Origin of the sequence: Bacillus sp. JJ634 (assembly GCF_036962285.1) — a bacterium.
Taxonomy (GTDB): domain Bacteria; phylum Bacillota; class Bacilli; order Bacillales; family DSM-1321; genus Peribacillus; species Peribacillus asahii_A.
The window spans coordinates 5,999-30,172 of the sequence record NZ_JBALMU010000007.1; the positions used below are offsets into that span (position 1 = coordinate 5,999).

Below are 24,174 nucleotides of genomic sequence, written 5' to 3' on the forward strand. Positions count from 1 at the left end.
ATAGATTTTTGTAAATTTTTAAGCGCTTCTAACAAATATTTATATTTTTCCTTACCCATATCATCTTCAGCTTTTTCTTGTATTTGTAACCAAATAGGCGTTGCTTCCTCTAATTTAATAAGACCTATATCGGTTATCGAAATAGATTTTGTTCTTGAATCATTTTTATCTTTTGTAATGTTAACATAGTCACTTTGCTTTAGGATATTTACATTACGAGTAATAGTAGTTTGGTCAAGTAACATAATCTCTCCTAGCTTGCTAATTGAAATTTCTTTATGACGGGCAATGTTTACTAGCATATAGTATTGGGTGACTTTTAAGCCAGTAGGCTGCATTTGCTTTTCATATATTTGAGTAACAATTCTTGCTGCTTTTCTAAGGTTCGCACAGGCACAAAATTGTATAATATAATCCATCTCATTATGTTTGTTATTCATAAAGCAGACTCTCCTTTCGAACCCATTCGAACTTGATAAATCCTTCACTATATTTTCATTAAGGTGGCATTCAATATTTAATTGGTAATTATTTCTTGACAGATAATATGTTTATCAATACCATTATATATGTATATACATGAATTAAGAAGGAAGAGAAAGAAAAATTATTCTTTTTGTGACGATATTCAATATATGTATATACATATAAATGATTGAAAGAAAATTTAACAAATTAAAGTGAGTGATTTTACACTTTCTGCAGCGTGCATTTACTAAAATTCTGAGTACATGTTCTTTACAAATAAGATAAGGCACAAATTACATGCCTATAAATTGAATGGAGGAACAACAAATGTCAAGAATTCCGTCAATACTTCAGAATTTGCGTATCCCTGTAATTGGCGCACCATTATTTATTATTAGTAATCCTAAGCTAGTGATAGAGCAATGTAAGGCAGGAATAGTTGGATCAATGCCTGCACTGAATGCTAGACCTGCATCCTTACTTGATGAATGGTTGGCAGAAATCACAGAGGAGCTCGCAGCTTATAACGCAAAAAATCCAGATCGCCCAGCTGCACCATTTGCTATTAATCAAATTGTTCACAAGTCAAATGAACGGTTAGAGCACGACATGGAATTGTGTGTGAAGTACAAAGTTCCCATTATAATTTCTTCTTTAGGTGCCCGCAAAGAGATATTTGACACAGCACATAGTTACGGAGGAATTGTTCTGCACGACATAATCAATAACACTTTCGCGCACAAGGCAATTGACAAAGGTGCAGATGGTTTAATTGCTGTTGCGGCAGGAGCTGGCGGTCATGCTGGTGTGAAGAGTCCGTTTGCTTTGATTCAAGAAATCCGACAGTGGTTCGACGGTCCGCTTGCTTTGTCCGGATCGATTGCTACAGGAAGTGCAATCTTGGCTGCCCAAGCAATGGGGGCTGATTTTGCATATATTGGCTCACCGTTTATTGCAACACATGAAGCCCGTGCTTCTGAAGCGTATAAGCAAGCAATCGTTGACAGTACATCTGATGATATTGTTTATAGCAGTCTTTTCACTGGTGTTCATGGAAATTATCTGAAACCATCAATCCGAGCGGCAGGATTGGATCCTGACAATCTTCCTGAAAGTAATCCATCTAAGATGAATTTTGGAGAAAAGGCCGTGAAGCCGTGGAAGGATATTTGGGGAAGTGGTCAAGGCATCGGTGTTATTAAAGAGGTTACTAGTGCAGCTGAATTTGTAGACAAAATTTATAAGGAATATATTGAAGCAAGAGACAGTCTAATCAGCCGTAATGTAGTTAGAATGATCTGAGTCTGAAAACATCGTCCCATTCTAACATTTTATAGCCTTAATCACGATTAGCCGCACAGTGGTTTTACTTGTGTGGCTTTTTTTCTAAATAATAGCTATAAATTCATCTTCCAAATCGAACACTTCTTCCTCCACTAAAATATTGAATATCAAATATTTTGGATAATCTTGTTCCTGTCATTGCAACTTCCTTTTTCTCTACATCTTTGCTTCCGCATTTTATACAACTTTTTTCAGACATACTTGTTCTCCTCTCCAACAAACCGATTTATATTACCATTTCTCGCTAAAAAAGCAAGGCCCGATTGGCCCTGCTTATTATTTAACTATTACTTTCCCAACCATTCCTTCTTGAAAATGGTAACGACATATCAGATCATATGTACCGGGCTTTTTCGGTTCCACGGTAATGGTGTTTTCTTTTCCTGGCTGGACTTCGGCGTCAATTCTGAGTTTTTCCACTGTGAAGGTGTGCTTTTTCTTACCTTTGTTTTTCAATATTAACGTTGTCGTTCTTCCATTCGGAATAGTGATGACTTTCGGATTAAAGTAATCATCGTTCAACTCGACCTCAATCGCTTTCACTGACTCAATTTGCTGTGCTACGACGCCGGACTCGGCAAATACACTGAGTGAGCCTGGAGTTGTCACAACCATAATCGTCGCAAGTAAAACGACCAATCTAGTTAGCCACTTTTTTACAGACATTCACAATCCCTCCTTTCCTAAGACTATCTTTTTCCAATTCATAAAATATTATTACGTAAATCTATGTGTTTTACATATTCCTGTATCCTATAGTCTCCAATTACTAAGAGGACCTAAACTGTGAAATACAATTAGGCTACCACACGCCAATAGAATTTGGTAATATGGCAGCCTAAGAAGGTGTTTTATTCCTATCTCCAATCACTATAAATATTCTAACAAGAACAAGTATTATCCGTATTCGGTTGGAAGGTAACCCATTTTTATTTTTCCTCCTTTTTCATTGTATGAAAAGAAAGTCATATTCACTAGTGACTTATGAGTATGTATGAGTCATATTGTGGTCACATCATTAAAACAAAATAAATAAATAAAAAAGCAACGACATCTATCGCTGCTTTTTTATGCATATCATTGCTCTGTTAAAATAACCGGACCGTCTTTCGTAATAACAAGTGTATGTTCATATTGAGCCGATAATTTACCATCAGCCGTTCTTGCTGTCCATCCATCTGAATCCATCTTCATATGCCATGTTCCGGCATTTAGCATTGGCTCGATTGTGATAACCATTCCTTCTTTTAAACGTGTGCCTTTTCCTGGTTTACCGTAATGCAGCACCATTGGCTCTTCATGCATCGTTTTTCCGATACCGTGTCCAGTGAAATCACGTACGACAGAGAATCCTTCCGCTTCAGCAAAAGATTGAATTGCATGCCCAATATCGCCTAAACGATTACCTACCGTTGCGGCTGCAATTCCACGGTACATAGACTCTTTTGTTACATCTAATAATCGTTGTGTTTCTGGAGCAACTTCGCCAACTGCATAAGACCATGCTGAATCCGCTAAACCACCATTTAAGTTGACAACCATATCAATCGTTACGATATCGCCTTCTTTTAACGGAGTTTTAGAAGGAAAACCGTGACAAATGACATCATTTACTGATGCACAAGTCGCATATTTATACCCTTGATATCCTTTTTGTTCCGGCGTTGCCCCATGTTCTGCTAGAAATTTCTCAACAAACTCTTCGATTTCCCAAGTTGTAATTCCTGGTTTAATCATTTTAGCAATTTCTCTATGTGTCGCTGCAAGCAATTTACCCGCTTCCGCCATTAATTGAATTTCACGTTCGCTTTTTAATGTAATCATTTAAAATCCTCTTTCATCTAAAATCTTTAAATACAAATCCTCTATTATCATATGCTTTTTTGTAGGTGAAAATCAATACAAAAACCCGTTAAAATCACCGGGTTAAGTATGTAAAAGTTTATTTTAGATTTGTTATGAGGTGAAGACGCAAATTTTATGAACTTACAATATTTTATGAACTTACAATATTGATAAAACTCCCTCTGTTCATGAATCCGATAACTATACCTTAGCTCTGTCAAATACTGTACGGCCTGCAACGACTGTTTTTACAGCTTTTGCAGTTAGCATATCTTCTGACGTTCCATCAAATAAATCACGATCAAAAATAGAAAAATCTGCAACATAACCGGGTTTAATATACCCGCGCTCATGTTCTTTACAAATAGCTTTTGCACTGCCAATTGTATAGAGTTGGACAGCTTGAAAGCGAGACAACTTTTCTTCTGGTATGTAACCATTATGGTCTGCATATGGTTTTTTTCGTTCTACAGCCGCATAAATAGAAGTAAGCGGATTAATATCTTCTATTGGTGCATCTGTCCCAGCTGCACACATCAAGCCACGATTAATTAGTTTTTTCCATGGATACGCCCAGTCTAGTCGTTCTTCACCGAGTCGATTGATAGCCCATGGGAAATCAGATGGTACAAATGCGGGTTGAATATCTAAAACAACCGGTAGTTTTTCCATTCTTTCTACTAAATCTTCACGTAAAACACAGCAGTGAATTAAGCGGTCTCTTTTACCGCTTGTTAATGGATATTTTTCAAGTACATTGAGTGCTTGTTCTGCTGCCGCGTCACCAATCATATGTACGGCAACAGGTTCATCATACTTGCGTGCTAGTTTAACTAATTCTTCTAATTCTTCATCGGTTTGAATGAATAATCCTCGATTATCTGGCTGATCAGAATAAGGTTTAGATAATGCTGCCGTAGAACCTCCTAACGCACCATCAGCAAAGATTTTCATAGCACCTGGTTCAATAAAGGGTTCATCAAATTTCGCATTTGCTTCCATCATTTCTTCAAATACTGCATTATGGCGTAGCAATGTTACTCTGAAATGATGTTTTTCTCCCACTACTCGATGATAAGCCGTTAACGGATTAGTAAATTTCCCGAAATAGTGCATGTCCTCAGTGTGGCCGCCAGTTAAACCATATGAAAGCATATCATCAATGGCAAGATTAAGAGAATCAGTTAAAGACTCGATATACGCCTCACCTTCTTTTGGTATAGCGTCAGTTACAGCATTCATTGCTAAGTCGTATAAAAGACCATTTAATCTTCCCTCAGCATTTCGTCCAATTTCACCGCCTGCTGGGGATTCGCTATTTTCAAAGATGTCGCCTGCTTCAAGTGCTGCTGTATTCCCCAAAATCATATGATGGCAAATTCTTGTTAAAAGAATGGGTTCTTTACGAATCGCATCCAGCTCCTCTTTTGTGGGAATTCGTTGATCAGCAAAATTATTTTCATTCCATCCTTCGCCAAATAACCATTGATCAGAGGGTGTAGTCTTAGCTGTCTCTTTTACCATTTCTAGCATTTCTTCGGCTGAAGCGGCCTTTGTTAAATCTAATCGGACTAACTTTTCGCCCTGAAATATCATATGAAGATGGCTATCAACAAAACCTGGATACATGACAGCACCTTGTAGATTAACTTTCTCATCTGCCTGTGCACTTAGTTCATGGAGTGTACCTACCGCGATAATTTTGTCATCTTCAACAAGGACCGCCTCTACAGTTTCATTTTCTTTCTCCATTGTATAAATTTTCCCGCCATACCAAAGTTGTTTCATAAAAAAGGTTCCTTTCTCTATGGTTAATAGATAATTCTATCCATTATCAAAAGGCATCAAAATATTTTTTTGATACCTTTTGAATTCAAACTATTTAATTTTAAAATGTTCAAATTCCTATATTTATTATTATACTACTACCTTTCTTTTAATAAACTTCAACAATCTTTGCTATATAAAAAAAGGGACCACCTGCTAAACCAGGAAGTTCCCTTTTTATTTCATGAGATAAAAATATACCAAAACAACGATTGAAAAAATAGGCTACGGTTAGGGTTTCAAGCTTTTTTTAACTGACAACTGTTATACTACCCATAGAAGTTGCATTGAATGAATAGTGGCTATCAGCCTACAACCAAAAATTTCATATTCGCAGTACTAAAAAGACAGAAGTATAATAAAACTCCAGAATTAATAATAGCTTCTAGACAACCTAACCGTTATAAACACTAGCACATGTTCCAGCTTTCGGTTCATAATAACAATGATTTTTAAATTGACCAGCAAAAGGTTGACCGTACCATGTTGGAGGGCATGGAGCATATGGGTTAAAATACCAGAGGGCATATTTCCCCGGGTGATCTCTCCAATAATCCAAAGTCTGTTTTGCTAATCTTTTTTCAATACCTCTCGCTCTTTGATAAAATACATTCCCTTTTTGAACAGCTTCAAAAGAATAATTTCCTCCTTGTACTTGATAAATGACTTGTGGAATTGTTCTTAAACCTTTAAAGTCTAAACAATTAGCTACAAGACGATTCACAATTACATTTCCAACATATAACATTCCTTGTTGTCCTTCACCTTCGGCTTCTGCTCTCATCATCCTTGCCATTAAGTCGATGTCTGAACTTCGGTAGCTTGCTCTTGCCATTTTTTTCACCTCAAAAATATAGTATGAAAAAAAGCCTACATTCATGTCATTGTTTATCAAATAAGAATGCTTAGTTTTTAAGTAAGATGAAAACGATGGCATTCTTTTTTATATTATTGAATCCAAATCATTACATAGAGCTTTGAAATCTAAGGTGGTGTTTTTTACTGCGAAGGATGACGGAAACATTCCAAAGTATGGTCATTGACCATGCCCACTGCTTGCATATAGGAATAGCAAATGGTACTTCCTACAAATTTAAATCCATCTCTTTTTAACTGTTTGCTCATTTTATCACTTATTTCGTTTGAAGTAGGTACATCTTTTGCTGTCTCCCAATTATTTATAATCGGCTTATTATCTACAAAACTCCATATATAACTAGAAAATGAACCATATTCTTGTTGAATTTTTAAAAATGCCTTTGCATTCGTTACAACGCTATAAATTTTCATTTTATTGCGAATAATCCCCTGATTTTCTATTAATGATTGCAATTTTTCTTCTGTATATTGAACAATTTTCTCCGCTTCAAATTGATCAAAGGCATTTCGATAATTTTCCCTTTTTTGCAAAACTGTCCACCAACTGAGTCCAGCTTGTGCCCCTTCTAAGCATAGCATTTCAAATAATGTCCTATCATCATAGACAGGTACTCCCCATTCCTTATCATGATATTCCATATATAGAGGCTCTTTAGTTTTTACCCACATACATCGCTTCATCATTTGCAGCACCATCCTTTTTCTATCTTTTTTCCCTTTTTATTTCGCCTTGAATTTATGAACCTAAACCTGTCTTTTATCAATCTTTATTTAAATTCCACACGTTGTAGCTTTAAAATAAAGGTTAATCGAAATAATGCCCTTCACCTTGATAAACGAACAAATTACAGGATTACTCAAAAAAGTTCTATTCACGTTCCAATTGAAACTCCATCTAATAACTTATAATCAGGTAATGCGATTGATTGGCCAGCAGTATTCATGGTTCAAGTCAAAAAATTCTATACATAAATTGATTATGATATAATCTCAATTGGAAGGATATAACAACCATTAGAGATATAATCATACAGCTTTCCTGAATCATCAACAATATAAATTTGATAGAGAGAAGGTTGAGTCATGGAGTATGTGAAGCTTGGGAATACAGGGATGGACATTTCGCGGATTGCGCTTGGGTGTATGAGTTATGGCGATCCCAAAAGCGGTGTTCATACGTGGACACTGAATGAAGAACAAAGCCGGCCATTTATTAAGAAAGCTCTTAAGCTGGGGATTAATTTTTTTGATACGGCTAATATTTATCAAGGCGGAACGAGTGAAGAGATTGTAGGCAGAGCATTGAAGGAATATGCAAATCGCGATGAAATCGTCATTGCTACTAAGGTCCATGGAACGATGCGTAAGGTGCCAAATGGTTTCGGGTTATCACGCAAAGCGATTATGACAGAAATTGATCACAGTCTTCGGCGTCTAGGAACGGATTATGTGGATCTTTATCAAATACATCGCTGGGATTATAACACACCGATTGAAGAAACGATGGAAGCCCTTCATGATGTTGTCAAAGCAGGCAAAGCCCGTTATATTGGGGCTTCTTCTATGTATACATGGCAATTCCAAAAAGCTCTTTACACAGCAGAGCGCCATGGCTGGACACGGTTTGTGAGTATGCAAAATCACTTGAATTTGTTATACCGGGAAGAAGAACGAGAAATGCTTCCTTTTTGCCGTGAAGAGAAAATTGGCGTAATTCCGTGGAGTCCTTTGGCGCGCGGACGACTGACGAGAGATTGGGAAGAGACAAGCACACGTTCAGAACGTGATGAATTTGGCAAAACGCTTTATACAGCGACAGTCGAAGCTGACCGAAAAGTCGTGGAAGCCGTTAAAGAAATTGCTGAAAGACGGGAAGTTCCACGGGCTCAAATTGCTTTAGCATGGATTTTGCAAAAACAGCCGGTAACTGCCCCTATTATCGGAGCAACCAAACTCCACCATTTAACAGATGCTGTCGCTGCTTTGGAGATTAAATTAACGCCTGAAGAGATTCAAAAACTTGAGGAACCATATATCCCTCATCCAGTAGCGGGCTTTAAATAATAAAACAAAACCATTATTCTTTTGGAGTAATCTATTTTCCAAGCATTCAGCTCGAAAGGATATGAAAAACCCGTTCCCTTGCTTCTTCTATTCTATTTAATTGTTTTACTTTTAAATGTAAAAAACGACCGGATACATAATCGTAACCGGTCGTTTTTCTTTTTTACTATTATATAGATGCTTATGTATTTTCAAGTGAATAACTTTTCATGTTACTTTTTGTTCCTATTATAAATGAGTCAATAGGTTCTTCTCGCTTAACATCAATAATCATGTCAATTCCTGCATCCTCAAATATTTTAACACCATTCCCTGAAACAACAGGATTGGGGTGTCTGACCTTTCATTGCCTGCGCATTATGTAAGGTATAGACTTCATGACTAGTCATTGCAACAAGTATCCTCATCTCTCATGTGACCGGACCGATTTATTTTTGTTTCAAGGTATTTTTCATTATACTCTGATACATCACCCCATAACGCTTCTCTTCCTAATACAGGTAAGCCAGAGTTTTTTAGGGCGTCTAATTTTTTAGGGTTGTTGGTGATAAGAGTAACAGGTTTGCTTCTTAATGCTTTTAAAACTTGTATAGCATCCCTATAATTTCTTGAATCATCGACAAAACCAAGCGCTTGATTTGCATCCACTGTGTCATAACCATTTTCCTGAAGGATATAAGCCATAGCTTTACTGAACAAGCCTATGCCTCTTCCTTCATGATTGGCTAAATAAAACAATGCACCAGTGCCATGTTCAACAATCATTTTCATCGATTGTTTTAATTGAAACCCACAATCACACCGCTTGCTTCCAAATATATCTCCTGTATGACAAATCGAATGCATACGAATAATTGCATCATCGCCGTATTGAAAGTCGCCATAGGCGAGGACACTTGATTGTTGGAATTCAGCTAAATTGACAGAGGATAACTTGTTAATAATTCTTTCAAAATTCTCTGTTACTTCATCACAATTCAGCCAGCAATACCATTTAAATTCAACAGTTTCTCCGTACAAATCAACAGGCAGTTTGATTGGTCCGACTAAATAAATAGCCCCCTCTTCCGTTTTTATTAATTGAATTTTATCTTCTAAAATAGAAAGAACTTTCAAATCCAATTTAGTCTCTGCCATAAAATCACTCCTTTTGTTTTTGTTTCAATTTTGCACTCTTGGATTGACGAGGGAATGTGTTCTGTCACTTCTTTTACCGTGGCAGACTCTACTACACCTCTTCTGTTGCTTCCGGCGTAGTCTCCCCATTAATAGCTTCTTGGATTGCTTCTTGCTGTTCTGCATTCGTATTCTCGATAACTGTTTCTTCACTTGTAATCTGTTTAGTTTCTTGTGTTTGGTTTACTTTCGTTTCCTCCTGTGTGTTATCACTAAGGTTATCAAAAGCATTACTTAAATGGCTTTTCTTTGTCATATTCAAACATCTCCTTCACTAAATTAAAAAAGCACTCACAATTGGAGTATTGTAATTAGTCTAGAAAACCGGCTTGCCTTCATAAGCAGTGTTTTTAGAAAAGAATTAACTTTTCCATTTTGGGTCCACTTTAAAGCTCACCAAATACCAAGATTTGAATAGGTGTAGTTTTTCCTTTCCTATCGTTTCTAATCCACAAGCCTAGATAATAAAAAAGTTGTGTCCGATTGAATTAATATTTAATCGGACACAACTCCTTTTATAATAACTTTATTACCAAACCTGAAATAACTTAATTATTCTTAAACAGCAAAAAAGCTGATCATAAAATCAGCTCTTTCACTACTACATTCTTTTAGCTCCTAAATATCTTTCTTTCCAATAACTATTATTCATAGAGGTAATACTCACACCTTTTGATGAAGAACTATGAATAAATTGATCATTTCCTATGTATATCCCCGCATGTGAAGCACCCGGTTTATACGTTTCAAAGAAAACTACATCGCCAACTTTTGGAGTCGAAACCTTTGTTCCCTTTTTATAAATCTCTGCAACGGTTCTTGGTAGAGTAGTGTTTGAGCTTTCTTTAAATACATAGGTTAGAAACCCACTACAATCAAATCCTTTCGGTGTGCTCCCTCCCCAGACATACGGTACATTTAAATATTTTTTAGCCTCTTTCACCAGCTCTGCCGAAGAACTTCCTCCTACGCTGGCAGTTTTTACTGTCTGCTTTTTAATACCTAACGCTTTATATGTTTTAGCACCTACAATGCCATCTGCTTTTAAACCTTTAGCTTTTTGGAACTTCACTACTGCTTTTTTTGTAACTGTTCCAAAATAGGTAGTCGTTTTTTTATTTGTAAAGTAGCCTTTGCTTTTTAAAACTTGTTGTAATTGTTTCACTTCAGTATGAGTCATTCCACTTTTTAGTGTTCTATCCCCTAATGCCGCTTCACTCACGATCGGGTTTGAAAGCATCAACCCTGTCACAACAAATGCTGCGATAATTTTTTTCATATTCTTTCCCCCGAACCCTCTTTTTTCATATATTACCACGTTAAAGTAACACCCGTATTTAATTCATATAACAAGAACATTACAAAAATGTGCAAAAAGTGTGGAGAAGAGACATTTTATTCGAAAAAATATTCTTAATACTACTTTTGCTTTTTTATTGTCCTCCCTAATCAACCTGAATTTTTCCTATTGCATTAACTTGCCAAGTTGGTACAATAAGAAAAACCGAACTCCCTTCTTTATTAAGATAAGGTATTTCGGTTCATCTTTTTATAACCATCGTGACTTTATTTCAAAACCACAGCGGTTTCAATTTTAAGCATTTTTAACGTACTTAAATTCCATAGACAAATTCATTTATACTGATGACATCACTCAATAGCTTTTCTCTAACCCTTATTCTCTCATAAAAGTGTTAATGCTTTTGTCTTGTCAATATGAATAAACGCATCATATCGTTCAGACAAACGAGAAGGCACATAATTTCCGTAATGTTCGTGAGCAGGATTATATACAACACCAATCGCCCGGTGCCCAATTACATTGCGAAATAAATGCTTGTTTTCTTCTGTAAAGAGCAAATATTGATTACAGCTACCAGCGTTGTGCATCACTTCTTCCCAACTTCCTTCCGTACCTTTTGGAACAGTCATGACCTCAGCAGGATCTCCCCATCTTTTTGCAGCAATAACAGTCCCTTGATATGTACCAAAACCAATCGCATATACATTGTTTTGTCCATATTTTTCTCGAGTTAATTGACCTACGTTAACCATTCCTTCATCAGCCATATCCGTAGCTCGAGCATCACCAATATGTGTGTTATGTTCCCAAATGATCCCTTTCGCCGCTGCACCATAAAAACTTCCGATATGGTGAAGGGCTTCGACCATATGACGATCCCGAATATTCCAAGATTCATTATCATTTGTCACCATCGTATGATAATAATGCTCAGCGTTGTTCGCAACAATCGCATTAATATTCATATTAAGAGCTGCTTCAGGATCTTCGGTATGAATACTTTTATTTTCCTTTATAGTATTTAGTAGCTCGAGGATTTCGCTCATACAATTTTCCCCATAAAATGCAGAAGAAATTCCGTACATTTCTGGCTTACGTTTATATGGATCGAAACATTCAATGGCATTTAATGCTTTTTGCAAATCAGGCGACTTGATTTTTTTTAAATAGTCTACGATCGCTTCCATAGACTCCCATAAGCTATACACATCAATACCATAAAACCCTACTTTTTTTTCCGGTTGTGTTTGGTTATACGAATGTAACCAATCGATAAGATTCACGATTTCATGATTAGCCCACATCCAACTTGGCCAGCGGTTAAACGATTTTTTCAACACATCTTCCGCACTTTGATATTCGGGAGCCAATCCTTTTACATAACGATTTACTTCATAACAAGCTGGCCAATCTCCTTCCACAGCGACAAAAGAAAATTGATGTTCTTGAATAAGCTGTTTTGTTAATTCGGTACGAATAGTATAAAACTCACTCGTACCATGACTCGCTTCACCAAGCAAAACATATTTAGCATGACTTGCTGCTTTAATCAAAAGCTGAAGTTCTGTTGGACTTGAAAATTTAACAGCATAATTCTTAATTTCGTCTATTAATTGACTTGTTTTTAACAATTCCGCTCACCTCTTCCTTAGTATGAACGGATTTAAGTGACTTTATCTAAAATCGGCAAGGATACCCCTACTTCAGTCGTGTGAAGGGCGTTAGCCCAACGATAAGTGGGGGAGGAATTGCCGTCAGATACGGTATGGTACGGTGAAAATCGTAAGATTTTGTGCCATATCAAGTATCTGAAACTTCCGCCTTACCTCCTCCTTCCTCTGTTTAAGTTATTTACTTTAACTAAAAAATTGGTATAATTTGGTTAGTGGAAGGTGGTGTGAAAATAATGTCTACCATTACTGCAAAAATACAAATCTATGTTTCCGATAATCAAGCTCAAAGTTTAAGGATAACGACTAGTGCTTATCGCAAAGCTTGTAATTGGTTATCGAAACACATATTTGAAACAAAAAACCTAAACCAAACAAGTCTTAATAACTTGTATTATTCTGATTTACGAAATCAATTTGGACTAAAAAGTCAAATGGCTCAATCCGTGATGAAAACCGTAATCGCTCGTTACAAGTCAGCTAAATCGAATGGACATGAATGGTCTCTGATTGAATTTAAATTTCCTGAATATGACCTTGTATGGAATCGTGATTACTCACTAACTAAAAATCAATTTAGCGTAAATACACTGGATGGTCGTCTAAAGCTAAATTATGAACGTAAGGCTATGAAGAAATACTTCAATGGTACTTGGAAATTTGGCACTGCTAAATTAGTGCATAAGTACAAGAAGTGGTTCTTGCATATCCCGATGACAAAAGAGTACCAAGTATTAGGCCTAGCAGATGTAAATAGTATTGTCGGTATTGACTTAGGAATTAACTTTCTTGCTACTACTTATGATAGTCAAGGTAAAACCACTTTCTATAATGGCAACATTGTCAAGCATAAGCGTGGTAAGTTTAAAGCTACTCGCAAACAACTCCAAATGCGACAAACACCATCTGCTCGTAAGAAACTAAAACAAATTGGTTCAAGAGAAAACGGTTATGTAACTGATGTAAACCATCAAATTACAAAGGCACTCGTTGATAAATACCCTAGAGGTACTATGTTTGTTTTAGAAGATTTGACAGGTGTTCGTACTGCCACTGAAAAAGTACGAGTAAAAAACCGCTATGTTTCTGTGTCTTGGGCTTTCTACCAATTCCGTCAAATGCTTGAGTATAAAGCTGAATTGAACGGACAGAAGGTGATTGTGGTAGACCCAAAATATACTTCTCAAACTTGCCCCAAATGTGGGCATATTGAAAAAGCAAATCGTAATAAAAAGCTACACACTTTTAAGTGCAAAAATTGCCAATACCAATCAAGTGATGACCGTATTGGTGCTATGAATCTACACCGTAAAGGAATTGAACATATTGGTGTAGTTACCACAGGAGTATAACTCTTGCGGTAGGGGCGAAGTCAACCGTCCTTATGTTCCACCACACTAAGGTAGGAGAGCATTGCTCGTTCGTACTACTGGGTAGGAACAAGCGTAGTTGCTCTCTATGAGGGTAGAAGCACTGTCAAACTCTGACAGACGCAAGCCCCCACTTCAAACAGACCGTAAGGTCGTTAAGTGGCGGGTTGTTGACTAAATGTTCCATCCGATGAATAAAAGCAAGATAACTTCATAAACCGTTTCCAAAAGAAAACACCCATTTAAATGGAATGTAGCTGACTTTGATATGTATATCAGGTTGAATATGGAATAATACCTTATCTTTCATTATATCAATATTTATAAAATTGGATAAAATACTAAAAATTACACGACTGATATTACATTATGTTAAAAAATAATAAACCGAAAATAAACTGAGCGGTAAAACCGCTCAGTTTATAAAAATTCCACTACAAAGGCATAGTTATTGTTGTAAGATAGGAGCAACTACATCAATTCTATTGGTCCAAACACCGCCAGAATAGTTAGATGGCAGACGCTTAACATCCTCCGCTGTATCAAAACCTTCTGACCATCCTCCATCACCTGCAACAATAAATACTCGAGTATCTACATTTTCTAATCGTTTGATAAATTTATCCGGCCATCCCCACATCCACGAAGCATATGTCTCTGGAATGTGAATTTGTGTATTTTGACAAGCAGCAGGAACATATCCCGTCCATCCTACAGCGATATAAGGAAGCATACAACTTTTCATCGTAGCCATGGACATAACCCGCAGGTCTGGAAGACTTTCTTTTAACGCTTGAATAGGTTGATCTCCACCATAAACCGTTAATTGACTTAAACGTTCTTTTGATAATGTAGAAAGAGTATGAGCCAGTTGTTTTCCTTCTGCTGGGTCATCACTTTTAATATGAATTAAAAACGATTCATCTGGAAAATAAGACAGCACTTCTTCAAGGGACGGCATAAGCCCTACTCCTTTGCTACGGAACGGATAGCTTTTTCCATTATCAGCCGTGTATCCATATCCGATGTCCAGAGACTTCAATTCTTGCATAGTATGTTCCCTTGTTACCCCTTTTCCATCTGTCCGGCATTCAAGTGTCCAATCATGAAAAACAGCAAACTGACCATCTTTTGTAGGTTGGACATCAAATTCAACGATATCAGCACCCGCTTCAAAGGCTGCTTCCATAGACGGAATCGTATTCTCTAGATAAGGATGTTCCGGCTTATAAATCCTTTCTGCCGTACATGTATCACCTGTAATTCCCTCCATATGGAATGTTTGAGCCATTCCTCTATGTGCTAACAATAGAGGGGCTTCATCTGTCGTTTTAGTAAATAAAGAGGTATTATTTACGTACATGAATACTACTAAAATGAATAAAAATAGGACAAATCTTTTTATAAATGTTTTAATTTTCTTCATAACTTCTCCAATTTTTTTATATGTAATAATGAACTTTTATAGTTTAGCATGGATACCCTCCACTTGCATCGTTACGAAATTCTATATAAGCTTTTCTAACATCAAAAAGGTATAATCCCTCTATGCTTGTGAGGGGATTATACCTTTTTAATTAAAGTAATTTCGTTGGATTTTTGAAGTCACAACAAACTTCATTCGTTTTTTAGATAAGACCAGTCAGCATATAAACACCGATAATGAAGAAAGCTGCAAAAGATTTAATAATCGTTATAGCAAAAATATCTTTGTAAGCTTGACGATGTGTTAAGCCGCAAACTACAAGTAAAGTGATAACAGCACCATTATGTGGAAGCGTATCCATTCCACCGGCTGCCATAGACATTACACGGTGCATGACTTCTAATGGAATGTTAGCGGCATTAGCTGCCTCTACATACTTCTCTGCCATTACACCTAATACAAGACTTATTCCTCCAGATCCAGATCCCGTCATTCCTGCAAGAATATTTGTCGATACCGCCCCATTTACTAGCGGGTTGGTAAAAGTTGAAGAAAGGGCATTTTGAACGATGGCAAACCCAGGTAAAGCTGCGATAACTCCCCCAAACCCAAATTCAGATGCGGTATTCATTGTAGCAAGCAAGGCCCCGCTTATCCCAACACTCATACTTTCTTGGAAATTCTTTTTAACCTCCTGAACGTTTAGAGCAATGGCCGTTACAATCCCTACAAGAAGCGCCATTACAACTGACCAAATACCAAGATTCTGACTTAAGTTAACCGTTCCAAAACTCTCTAATCCAATTTTCGCAAAATCAAATCCATTCTCATACCATTTAGGAATGTAGGTGGTGAAAAACTTATTCATAACACCTACCAATACAAGCGGCAGAAAAGCAAGCCAATCTTTCACCTTTATCTTTCCATCTGAAAGTTGAGTAGCAGGTGCAGACTTCGCTTCATGAATATCCGCTGCTTCACTAGCGGCTGCCATCTCATTGATTGCATTTTTTCCGATTCCGTAATACCCTTCCCCATTCGCAGCTGCCTTACGTCGACGGCTCTCTAAATACCACATACCAAGACCGAAAATGAACACTGCACCAATCATTCCAAGTATTGGAGCAGCATAGATATCGGTACCGAAGAAACTTGTTGGAATAACATTCTGAATCTGCGGTGATCCCGGAATGGCATCCATCGAGAAAGTAAAAGCACTAAATGCAATGGTCGCTGGAATGAGTCGTTTTGGAATATTTGCCTCGCGGAACAATTGAGCTGCAAAAGGATAAATAGCAAACACAGCTACAAATAAGCTAACCCCGCTGTAGGTAAGAATAGCACCCATTAGCACGACAGTCAGAATGGCTTGTTTAGCCCCAATAAACCGAACAATAACCTTAGCTATTCTCTCAGCGATTCCAGTAATCTCAATTACTTTACCAAAAATAGCACCCAGTAAGAAAACAGGAAAATATAGTTTTACAAAGCCAACTAACTTTTCCATAAAAATATTAGAGAAGAATGGTAACACATGACTTGGTTCAGTGAAAAATACAGCTAACAATGCACATATTGGAGCCAAAATAATAACAGAATAGCCTCGATAAGCGCCAAATATGAGTAGCCCTAGAGCTGCTAGAATAATAATAAGGTCCATAAATCAATCTCCTTTTACGGTTATATAAAGCCTCTCTAGATATAATCAATGTGCTGAGATGACCTGCCTAAAGAAGAAGGAACATCTGTATTCTTTCTTGAGAATTAACATACAGAAAGTCCTTTTATTCTGCACTCTTCTTGTTCATCAAAATTTTCATACATTCCCTTATGTACTCACTTAAGATTGTTTTCTACGATTACTTATCTATAAATTTTGGTTTCCGCTTCTGGATAAAGGCTTCAACCCCTTCTTTTACATCCTTTGTTTGCAAAACATGACCAAAATACTCAGCTTCCGTAACTAAGCCTTCATGAAGTTGTTGTTCATGGCCAACATCAAGAGAACGCTTGGCAAAGGAAAGAGCCGGCAATGAAAAATTGCTTATACATTCTGCTAGTTCCAATGCCTTTTCTAAAGATTTTCCTTTAGGAACAACATGATTAACTAGTCCAATTTGTTTTGCCTCTTCTGCAGAGAGCGGCTGACCAGTAAAAATCATTTCTTTTGCTTTCGCTTTTCCAACTAACCGTGAAAGCCTTTGGGTACCCCCAGCTCCTGGAAATAACCCCAATTTAATTTCAGGAAGGCCAATTTGAATTTGTTCCTCCGCTATTCGAATATCACACGATAAAGCTAGTTCACATCCTCCGCCTAGCGCCACGCCGTTGATTGCAGCAATCGTTGGTTGAGATAAACGTTCAATCTGGTTAAGAGGTTCCTGAAGCCAAAGTGATTTTTGCTTTCCTTCTTCCACCCCTTTTCCCATCCATTCTGGAAAGCTCTTTATATCTCCACCAGCAACAAAAGCCTTTTCCCCTTGCCCTGTAATAATTACAACTTTAATTTCCGAATCGTTTTTAATTTCATCTAATACAAGTGTCAATTGTTCAATAACGTCAGCACTAAATACATTTACAGGTGGATTATCAATCACAATTTTTGCTATCTGGCTCTGCTTCGACCACGATACAACTTGAATTTTATTCATCGGATTCGACACCAACTTTCTTTTAAACTTAGATATCAATCTACTATTAAGTATTTCTTCAAATAACCATTTCTCTTTTTATCTAGTGAAATATGGGATTTAATTTATACCACTATACTGATTTCGTAAAACATACTTTTGAACCTTCCCTGAAGGGGTGCGAGGTATTTCATTCACAAATTTGACTTCTCTAGGTTTCTTATAACTTGCTAGGTGTTTTTTACAAAATTCAACTACATCCTCTTCCGTTAGGGTAGCTCCTTCTTTCTTAACAATTACCGCACATACAGCTTCAATATATTTAGGATCAGGAACACCGATTATCGAAACTTCCTTCACATCTGGATGGCGGTATAAAACATCTTCAATTTCCGCTGCATAAATATTTTCACCGCCGCTTCGAATCATATCTTTTTTTCTCCCTACTATTGATAGATACCCATCTTCATCGAATACTCCTAAATCTCCCGTTTTACACCAACCTTCAACAAATGTTTCCATTGTTGCATCAGGTCTCCTCCAATACCCCTCTGAAACCCCCGGGCTTTTAATTGCAATTTCACCAATTTCACCAACAGCAAGAGGCCTTCCATTATCATCGATGATATTAATTTCTGTAAGAGGCATTGGCTTTCCAACAGTATGACCCTTCGTAAAATTATCTTCTGGATCGAGCGCAGCCGCAATTGGTTGACCTTCCGTTAAACCGTACACTTGAACAACTCCAAGATGTGGAAACTTCATTTTCAATTGTTCGAGCGCCCATGGCATGAGCGGGTCACCACCGGTATAAATTGTTTTTAAAGCTTTCAAATTATATTGATCTAGATTAGGCATATTTAACATTTCATAAATCATAAATGGGAATAAAAAACAATCGGTTACATTTTCATGTTCTATTACGGATAGAATCCTTCCAATCTCGAAACCTTGGCTTTTCGTAATAATAACCGTCCCACCCATCATTAGAATCGGAAGGGCGATATCTTCCATAGCTCCAACATGATAGAGTGGACCAGTAGTCATCCCAACTTCCTGACCATTAAACTTCCATTTCAATGCTTGTATTGCAGAGAACCAATATGTTGTATCATGAGTCCAAATCGCCCCTTTAGGTCTTCCGGTTGTCCCAGATGTATACATCAGCATAACTGGATCGTGTAATTTAATATGTCTCACGTTTACTTCTTCTATCGAACCGCTCTCTAATATACTCCATGGTTCAGACCAATGCGGGATAGCATCTTGGGTATTCTCAAGACAAATAAAACGCTCAACAGAAACTTGATTCACAATCCCTTCCAGCTGCTTAGATAAATTCGAATGAAAACATACTATTTTCGTCTGCGAATCGTTTAATGCATATTCAAGCTCAGCACTCGAAAGCCGAAAATTAAGTCGGACAGCAATTGCTCCAATTTTTGCAACAGCAAAATAAAGACCGAAATATTCAAGACAGTTATGAAACAAGATGCCGACACGGTCTCCTTTTTCAACCCCAAGTTCACAAAGCTTATTTGCATAGGAGTTTGATATACGGTGAAGATCCGAATATGTCCATGATTTTCCCATCTCTTCTTGTATGGCTACTTTTCTATGATTTAACGTATTTAAATCATTGGCCATTTTTCTTGTGAAAAATCCAATATCCAAATAAAATTCCTCCCTTTCGTTATATTAACTATATTTAATGCAATATTTATGCCAAAATTTGTAACTTTGTATTGTCAGCATTTTGGAATTAAATCATTATATAAATCTCCATTTTTTTCTTAATTTTCGGAAAGTCCCTAATACGAAACTTTCTATAAGCGGGGAAAGTAATTTATTTATAACATCTGATTTATTGCATCTCTTCCTAATCTATTGAGGCAAAACGAACATTCATTTGAAAATAAAAATAAATCCGAGATTTCGGAGTAAATTCCGAAATCCCGGATTTATTTTATTTGATCAGAATCTGATATTTCTTGATTTTATCGTATATAGTAGAATTCCCAATTCCAAGAGCTGCTGCTGCTCGGTTTTTATCGAAATTAAACTTCTTTAGTGCTTTTTCAATTGCCTTCTTTTCTGTTTCTTCTACAATATCTTTTAAGCTTCTTTCCTCTGCTTCCAACTTGTAATTTTTCAAGTAATGGGGTAAATCATCTATTCTTATTTCTCCATTACTTGATAGATGAACCCCTGCATTAATTACATTCTCTAATTCTCTTATATTTCCTGGCCAATCATATTGCTCAATTAACGACAGAACTTCCGGGTGTATAGAAGTAATTCTTTTTCCAATCCTAGCTGCGGCCTTTTTTAGAAAATGCTCTACAAGTAAAGGGATATCTTCCGTTCTATCACGTAAAGCAGGAACGAATAATTGAACCGCATTAATTCGGTAAAATAAATCTTCACGAAAAAGTTTTTGTTCAATCAATTTTTCTAAAGGACGGTTTGTAGCTGCAATCACCCGAACATTTACTTTTTTAGGGTACAGCGAACCTACAGGCTCATATTCGTTCTCCTGAAGAACTCTTAATAACTTAACTTGCATATGCAAAGGCATATCGCCAATTTCATCCAAGAAAATTGTTCCACCATCTGCAAGTTCAAACTTCCCTATTTTTCCTCCCTTTTTTGCCCCAGTAAAAGCACCTGCCTCATAGCCAAAAAGTTCTGATTCAATCAATTGTTCCGGAATAGCTCCACAATTCACCTTTACAAATGGTTTATCCATTCTTCCGCTAAATTGATGAATGCTATGCGCAATAATTTCTTTACCTGTACCACTTTCTCCTCGAATTAAAACAGATATATTCCCCATGGCGACTCTTTTTACAAAATCCTTTAATTGTTGGACTTCTGGTGATTTTCCAATTAAATCATGTGAAGAATACTTAATCCCGCCTGGTATTTCCGATTCCTTTTTATAAAACTTATAATTGATTAAAAGTTCGTTAATATGGCTGTTCATACTCTTCCAATCAGCAAGATCTCGAAAAGTAATAATTCCTATCGCACCGAGTATTTCATTATTTTTTATAATAGGTATTCGATTAGCAATAACAAAATCGTTATGAAGAAAATGTAAGTCGGCCATTTCTGCTTTACCTGTTTGTACTACTAAATGCATTCTTGTATTTTCAATTACATTTGTCACGTGCTCACCAATCACTAGTTCCCGTTCAATTTTTAAAAATTCACAGTAATTATTGCTTATATATTGGATTTTCCCATTAATATCAACAATCACAGTGCCATAATATGTACTTTCAAATACTATATCTAGTAACTTATTATTGAAAAAATGTTCTGTAATCATCGTACTCTCCTTTTTATAATTTGGCTCTATACTAAAATTGGGAATAAAAGTAATATAGTTAACTATAGCACAATTACAATATTATGGAAGTTTAGGTTTTCCGATACAGAATTTAGATTTTCTTTGCATATGAACAAATGTAACCTCAAGATCTATACGCAACGAACACTGACTATTTTGTAGAAATGGATTGGCAAGTACTCATTAGTATCAGCTTAATGATGATGTAGCTGAACTGCACGACAATCCTGACAAGAAATGTATGCATGGAACAAGACTGTTTTTCTCTCAAGTGTTGCTTACCCAAGTCTCGCCTCTGCCTCTTCTTATGGAAGATGGGAAGTCGGATATTTGCGAGAAAAGAACCCCAGCGGCTTTAGTCATGGAAGTGGTTAGTGACGTGGGGCTAATAACATCACTGAAACTCCAACTAAGCATATACATGCACCTATCCAATCGTATAAATCAGGTGTTTTTTTATCAATACCCCACCCCCACAATACAGAAAGAACGATAAATATTCCTCCATAGGCAGCGTACACTCGGCCGAACGATGGGAATGATTGAAATGTAGCAATCACACCATATAAAGCCAATGCTATTCCACCAAAGATTCCCCAATAAACAGATTTTCCTTCTCTTAACCATAACCAGATGAGGTATCCCCCTCCTATTTCCGCTAAACCCGCTAGTATAAATAATACAATCGCATAAAACACTCCATTCACTTCCTTCAAACATTTAATGATATACAAGTAATAGCATAACGTATTCTTCTATTTCTAAACTCTTAAAAGTGGAAAATTTTTGCCCGTTTTTATTGTCTAATACTACAAAATATTGGAATGTTTTGTATAATAGATTATATGCTTATAAACTATTTTAAAAAAGCATAGTATGAATCCAAGGGGGAGACAACGTGAAAAAGTGGGAGATTTCCGTTATTCCTGGAGATGGAATTGGAACAGAAGTAATGCCAGAAGCCATTAAAGTTTTAGATGTGCTGGCCGATATTCATGGGGGGCTTAATTTTACATATAAAGAATACCCATGGAGCTGTGAGTATTATCTCGAACACGGTGTGATGATGCCAAAAGATGGATTAAAGCAGTTAGAACAAAGTGATGCCGTTTTTTTAGGAGCGGTTGGAAATCCAAAACTTGTTGCAGATCACGTATCTCTTTGGGGACTGCTTGTTAATATCCGAAGAGAATTCGAACAAGTCATCAATGTTCGTCCTGCAAAACAAATGAAAGGAATTGTGTCTCCGCTCGCTAACCCGCGAGAATTTGATTTCATTGTAGTAAGGGAAAACAGTGAAGGAGAATATAGTGAAATTGGAGGAAGAATTCATTCTGGCGAAGATGAAATGGCGATTCAAAATGCTATTTTCACTAGAAAGGGAATCACGCGTGCCATGGATTATGCGTTTGAACTAGCTAAAGCGAGAAAAGGACATGTTACAAGCGCAACGAAATCAAATGGAATTGTTCATTCTATGCCTTTTTGGGACGAAGTCTTTCAAGATGTTTCAAGAAAATATGAGGATATTCAAACGCAATCTATACATATTGATGCCCTTAGTGCTTTCTTTGTTTCAAAACCTCATACCTTTGATGTAATTGTAGCAAGCAATTTATTTGGAGATATTCTAACGGATATTGGGGCATCCATTATGGGAAGCATCGGAATTGCACCTGCTGCCAATATTAATTTAAATGGAAAATTCCCATCCATGTTTGAACCTGTTCATGGTTCTGCGCCAGATATTGTTGGCAAAGGAATTGCTAATCCAATTGGACAAATTTGGACAGGGAAAATGATGCTCGATCACTTCGGAGAGCAAGAGCTAGGTACTCTATTATTAGACACAATAGAAGAAGTACTCCAAGATGGCATAAAAACTCCGGATATCGGTGGTACTGCGTCTACAATAGAAGTAACTGAACATATTATTAATAAACTAAAAGCACGCTCATAAGATGGCGATATAACGGTTGAAGAAAAGGACTCTCGAAAGGTCCTTTTTTTCTTGACCGAATATAAACATAAACTTCTATATCATTACTTACATTTCATTAAGTATTTTCAGAATATTTATTTAATGATATGGTAATATATAGTAAGGACGGAATGCTGATTATATCTCAAAAAAAGAGGGGGAAAAGCATGGGGAAAATGAACGTTCTTTTATATGAAGTCCATGAGTATTTCGAGAATGACTCAAACTTTATTAAGGCACAAATCGAAGAGTCTATAGGTACAGTCGTTTTAACTGGTGAAATTAGAGGAAAAGGTACAGGGGTTAAAATTTACGTTAAAGATCTTAACAAGGAAAAGTACCATCACACTTTAATCCCTTCTCTGCGCAACAAAGGGTATGATGTAGAATTTCTTTATACGGAACATGAATTATTCTTGTTTTAATTCATTACAGCGACTAACTAAAGGAAAAATAAAGAACAAACAGGGTTGCCTCATCTTATAAGGCAACCCTGTTTATTATGATAAGCCATGAAAGCACTAATTCCTTATTTTCTCTGCTTACCTTTTTTATATTTAGAATAATAAGAGTAACTCATCCAAGCATATAATACTGTCGCTATACTAAAAATGATTTTCATACCTGTTAAAGGATATATAATAGCCGATAGTAAGGCTAATATTGTGGCAAGTACATAAAGCCCTAGAACGATTGTATCTTTCATTTGAATCTCTCCTTCTTCTGTTGATACCACGCTGTTTTTCTCTAATGATTGTGGTTTATATGTATAAACGGCTTACAATAAGCTTCATTATATAAATTATCATTGCTGCTATCACTTCATTTTACATATA

Annotated in this window: 23 protein-coding genes (1 of these 23 running past the window's edge); 5 read left to right on the forward strand and 18 right to left on the reverse strand. The window is 36.6% G+C overall.

Features of this window, described 5'->3' with window-relative positions; all coding sequences use genetic code 11:
* Positions 1-440: the 5' portion of a MarR family winged helix-turn-helix transcriptional regulator gene (locus V7068_RS01275; protein ID WP_499710613.1), read on the reverse strand. The gene continues 52 nt to the left of window position 1, outside the view; the window shows 440 of its 492 coding nt (coding positions 1-440); the start codon lies at positions 438-440; its stop codon lies off the left edge, out of view.
* 355 nt (positions 441-795) lie between these two features.
* Between V7068_RS01275 and V7068_RS01280 the strand changes: the two genes are divergently transcribed.
* The gene (locus V7068_RS01280) at positions 796-1,770 is read left to right on the forward strand and encodes an NAD(P)H-dependent flavin oxidoreductase (protein WP_499710614.1); all 975 of its coding nucleotides are present in this window, start codon (positions 796-798) and stop codon (positions 1,768-1,770) included.
* 103 nt (positions 1,771-1,873) lie between these two features.
* Here V7068_RS01280 and V7068_RS01285 read toward each other — a convergent pair whose 3' ends face one another.
* From V7068_RS01285 to V7068_RS01310, 6 genes are all read right to left on the reverse strand, one after another.
* Entirely contained in the window at positions 1,874-2,011 is a 138-nt protein-coding gene (locus tag V7068_RS01285; protein ID WP_499710616.1) for a zinc ribbon domain-containing protein, read from the reverse strand.
* A gap of 77 nt (positions 2,012-2,088) precedes the next feature.
* Positions 2,089-2,478 (reverse strand): cupredoxin domain-containing protein, encoded by a 390-nt coding sequence (locus V7068_RS01290; protein WP_499710617.1) that lies wholly within the window; start codon positions 2,476-2,478, stop codon positions 2,089-2,091.
* Positions 2,479-2,889: 411 nt separating this feature from the next.
* Positions 2,890-3,636: a type I methionyl aminopeptidase gene (gene map, locus V7068_RS01295; RefSeq protein WP_119116720.1), complete on the reverse strand. Its 747-nt coding sequence runs from the start codon at positions 3,634-3,636 to the stop codon at positions 2,890-2,892.
* A 222-nt stretch (positions 3,637-3,858) separates the two neighbouring features.
* A complete protein-coding gene (locus V7068_RS01300) occupies positions 3,859-5,445 on the reverse strand; it encodes an amidohydrolase (protein WP_499710619.1) in 1,587 nt (528 codons plus the stop codon).
* Positions 5,446-5,878: 433 nt separating this feature from the next.
* Positions 5,879-6,319: a cell wall hydrolase gene (locus V7068_RS01305; RefSeq protein ID WP_499710621.1), complete on the reverse strand. Its 441-nt coding sequence runs from the start codon at positions 6,317-6,319 to the stop codon at positions 5,879-5,881.
* Positions 6,320-6,483: 164 nt separating this feature from the next.
* The gene (locus tag V7068_RS01310; protein WP_499710637.1) at positions 6,484-7,044 is read right to left on the reverse strand and encodes a DNA-3-methyladenine glycosylase I; all 561 of its coding nucleotides are present in this window, start codon (positions 7,042-7,044) and stop codon (positions 6,484-6,486) included.
* Positions 7,045-7,446: 402 nt separating this feature from the next.
* Here V7068_RS01310 and V7068_RS01315 point away from each other — a divergent pair, with 402 nt between their 5' ends.
* On the forward strand, positions 7,447-8,427 hold the full coding sequence (locus tag V7068_RS01315; RefSeq protein ID WP_499710622.1) for an aldo/keto reductase: 981 nt from the start codon (positions 7,447-7,449) through the stop codon (positions 8,425-8,427).
* Between the two features lie 381 nt (positions 8,428-8,808).
* Here the strand turns inward: V7068_RS01315 and V7068_RS01320 are convergent, their stop codons facing one another.
* From V7068_RS01320 to V7068_RS01335, 4 genes are all read right to left on the reverse strand, one after another.
* On the reverse strand, positions 8,809-9,564 hold the full coding sequence (locus V7068_RS01320; protein WP_499710624.1) for a GTP cyclohydrolase II: 756 nt from the start codon (positions 9,562-9,564) through the stop codon (positions 8,809-8,811).
* Between the two features lie 91 nt (positions 9,565-9,655).
* Complete coding sequence (locus V7068_RS01325) at positions 9,656-9,859, reverse strand: hypothetical protein (protein WP_499710625.1); 204 nt, start codon at positions 9,857-9,859, stop codon at positions 9,656-9,658.
* A gap of 345 nt (positions 9,860-10,204) precedes the next feature.
* Positions 10,205-10,882, reverse strand: coding sequence for a C40 family peptidase (locus V7068_RS01330; protein WP_252295312.1), 678 nt, complete (start codon positions 10,880-10,882; stop codon positions 10,205-10,207).
* Between the two features lie 404 nt (positions 10,883-11,286).
* Positions 11,287-12,537, reverse strand: a complete 1,251-nt coding sequence (locus V7068_RS01335) for an erythromycin esterase family protein (protein ID WP_499710626.1) — start codon at positions 12,535-12,537, stop codon at positions 11,287-11,289.
* A gap of 275 nt (positions 12,538-12,812) precedes the next feature.
* Here V7068_RS01335 and V7068_RS01340 point away from each other — a divergent pair, with 275 nt between their 5' ends.
* Positions 12,813-13,928 (forward strand): RNA-guided endonuclease InsQ/TnpB family protein, encoded by a 1,116-nt coding sequence (locus tag V7068_RS01340; protein WP_499710627.1) that lies wholly within the window; start codon positions 12,813-12,815, stop codon positions 13,926-13,928.
* Between the two features lie 466 nt (positions 13,929-14,394).
* On the opposite strand, the gene V7068_RS01345 is transcribed toward V7068_RS01340, so the two are convergent.
* The 6 genes from V7068_RS01345 to V7068_RS01370 form a co-directional block, all read right to left on the reverse strand.
* Positions 14,395-15,372: a glycerophosphodiester phosphodiesterase family protein gene (locus V7068_RS01345; RefSeq protein ID WP_499710628.1), complete on the reverse strand. Its 978-nt coding sequence runs from the start codon at positions 15,370-15,372 to the stop codon at positions 14,395-14,397.
* A 202-nt stretch (positions 15,373-15,574) separates the two neighbouring features.
* Positions 15,575-17,032 (reverse strand): GntP family permease, encoded by a 1,458-nt coding sequence (locus tag V7068_RS01350; RefSeq protein ID WP_499710629.1) that lies wholly within the window; start codon positions 17,030-17,032, stop codon positions 15,575-15,577.
* 199 nt (positions 17,033-17,231) lie between these two features.
* On the reverse strand, positions 17,232-18,023 hold the full coding sequence (locus V7068_RS01355; protein WP_499710630.1) for an enoyl-CoA hydratase: 792 nt from the start codon (positions 18,021-18,023) through the stop codon (positions 17,232-17,234).
* Positions 18,024-18,122: 99 nt separating this feature from the next.
* Complete coding sequence (locus tag V7068_RS01360) at positions 18,123-19,676, reverse strand: acyl-CoA synthetase (protein ID WP_499710631.1); 1,554 nt, start codon at positions 19,674-19,676, stop codon at positions 18,123-18,125.
* A gap of 292 nt (positions 19,677-19,968) precedes the next feature.
* Entirely contained in the window at positions 19,969-21,336 is a 1,368-nt protein-coding gene (locus tag V7068_RS01365) for a sigma-54 interaction domain-containing protein (RefSeq protein ID WP_499710633.1), read from the reverse strand.
* A gap of 392 nt (positions 21,337-21,728) precedes the next feature.
* Positions 21,729-22,055 carry a YnfA family protein gene (locus V7068_RS01370; protein WP_499710634.1) on the reverse strand — a complete coding sequence of 109 codons (327 nt, stop codon included), beginning with the start codon at positions 22,053-22,055 and terminating at the stop codon, positions 21,729-21,731.
* A gap of 200 nt (positions 22,056-22,255) precedes the next feature.
* Between V7068_RS01370 and V7068_RS01375 the strand changes: the two genes are divergently transcribed.
* Positions 22,256-23,317: a tartrate dehydrogenase gene (locus tag V7068_RS01375; protein ID WP_499710635.1), complete on the forward strand. Its 1,062-nt coding sequence runs from the start codon at positions 22,256-22,258 to the stop codon at positions 23,315-23,317.
* Between the two features lie 188 nt (positions 23,318-23,505).
* Positions 23,506-23,763 carry a hypothetical protein gene (locus V7068_RS01380; protein WP_119118279.1) on the forward strand — a complete coding sequence of 86 codons (258 nt, stop codon included), beginning with the start codon at positions 23,506-23,508 and terminating at the stop codon, positions 23,761-23,763.
* Positions 23,764-23,867: 104 nt separating this feature from the next.
* Here V7068_RS01380 and V7068_RS01385 read toward each other — a convergent pair whose 3' ends face one another.
* Entirely contained in the window at positions 23,868-24,044 is a 177-nt protein-coding gene (locus V7068_RS01385; protein ID WP_499710636.1) for a hypothetical protein, read from the reverse strand.
* Between the last annotated feature and the right edge of the window lie 130 nt (positions 24,045-24,174).

Coding starts and splice junctions, on each gene's coding strand:
- V7068_RS01280 (WP_499710614.1), top strand. CDS start 796: ATGTCAAGAATTCCGTCAATACTTCAGAATTTGCGTATCCCTGTAATT.
- V7068_RS01355 (WP_499710630.1), bottom strand. CDS start 18,023: ATGAATAAAATTCAAGTTGTATCGTGGTCGAAGCAGAGCCAGATAGCA.
- V7068_RS01320 (WP_499710624.1), bottom strand. CDS start 9,564: ATGGCAGAGACTAAATTGGATTTGAAAGTTCTTTCTATTTTAGAAGAT.
- V7068_RS01385 (WP_499710636.1), bottom strand. CDS start 24,044: ATGAAAGATACAATCGTTCTAGGGCTTTATGTACTTGCCACAATATTA.
- V7068_RS01300 (WP_499710619.1), bottom strand. CDS start 5,445: ATGAAACAACTTTGGTATGGCGGGAAAATTTATACAATGGAGAAAGAA.
- V7068_RS01350 (WP_499710629.1), bottom strand. CDS start 17,032: ATGGACCTTATTATTATTCTAGCAGCTCTAGGGCTACTCATATTTGGC.
- map (WP_119116720.1), bottom strand. CDS start 3,636: ATGATTACATTAAAAAGCGAACGTGAAATTCAATTAATGGCGGAAGCG.
- V7068_RS01380 (WP_119118279.1), top strand. CDS start 23,506: ATGGGGAAAATGAACGTTCTTTTATATGAAGTCCATGAGTATTTCGAG.
- V7068_RS01315 (WP_499710622.1), top strand. CDS start 7,447: ATGGAGTATGTGAAGCTTGGGAATACAGGGATGGACATTTCGCGGATT.
- V7068_RS01330 (WP_252295312.1), bottom strand. CDS start 10,882: ATGAAAAAAATTATCGCAGCATTTGTTGTGACAGGGTTGATGCTTTCA.
- V7068_RS01325 (WP_499710625.1), bottom strand. CDS start 9,859: ATGACAAAGAAAAGCCATTTAAGTAATGCTTTTGATAACCTTAGTGAT.
- V7068_RS01290 (WP_499710617.1), bottom strand. CDS start 2,478: ATGTCTGTAAAAAAGTGGCTAACTAGATTGGTCGTTTTACTTGCGACG.
- V7068_RS01340 (WP_499710627.1), top strand. CDS start 12,813: ATGTCTACCATTACTGCAAAAATACAAATCTATGTTTCCGATAATCAA.
- V7068_RS01365 (WP_499710633.1), bottom strand. CDS start 21,336: ATGATTACAGAACATTTTTTCAATAATAAGTTACTAGATATAGTATTT.
- V7068_RS01310 (WP_499710637.1), bottom strand. CDS start 7,044: ATGAAGCGATGTATGTGGGTAAAAACTAAAGAGCCTCTATATATGGAA.
- V7068_RS01305 (WP_499710621.1), bottom strand. CDS start 6,319: ATGGCAAGAGCAAGCTACCGAAGTTCAGACATCGACTTAATGGCAAGG.
- V7068_RS01345 (WP_499710628.1), bottom strand. CDS start 15,372: ATGAAGAAAATTAAAACATTTATAAAAAGATTTGTCCTATTTTTATTC.
- V7068_RS01285 (WP_499710616.1), bottom strand. CDS start 2,011: ATGTCTGAAAAAAGTTGTATAAAATGCGGAAGCAAAGATGTAGAGAAA.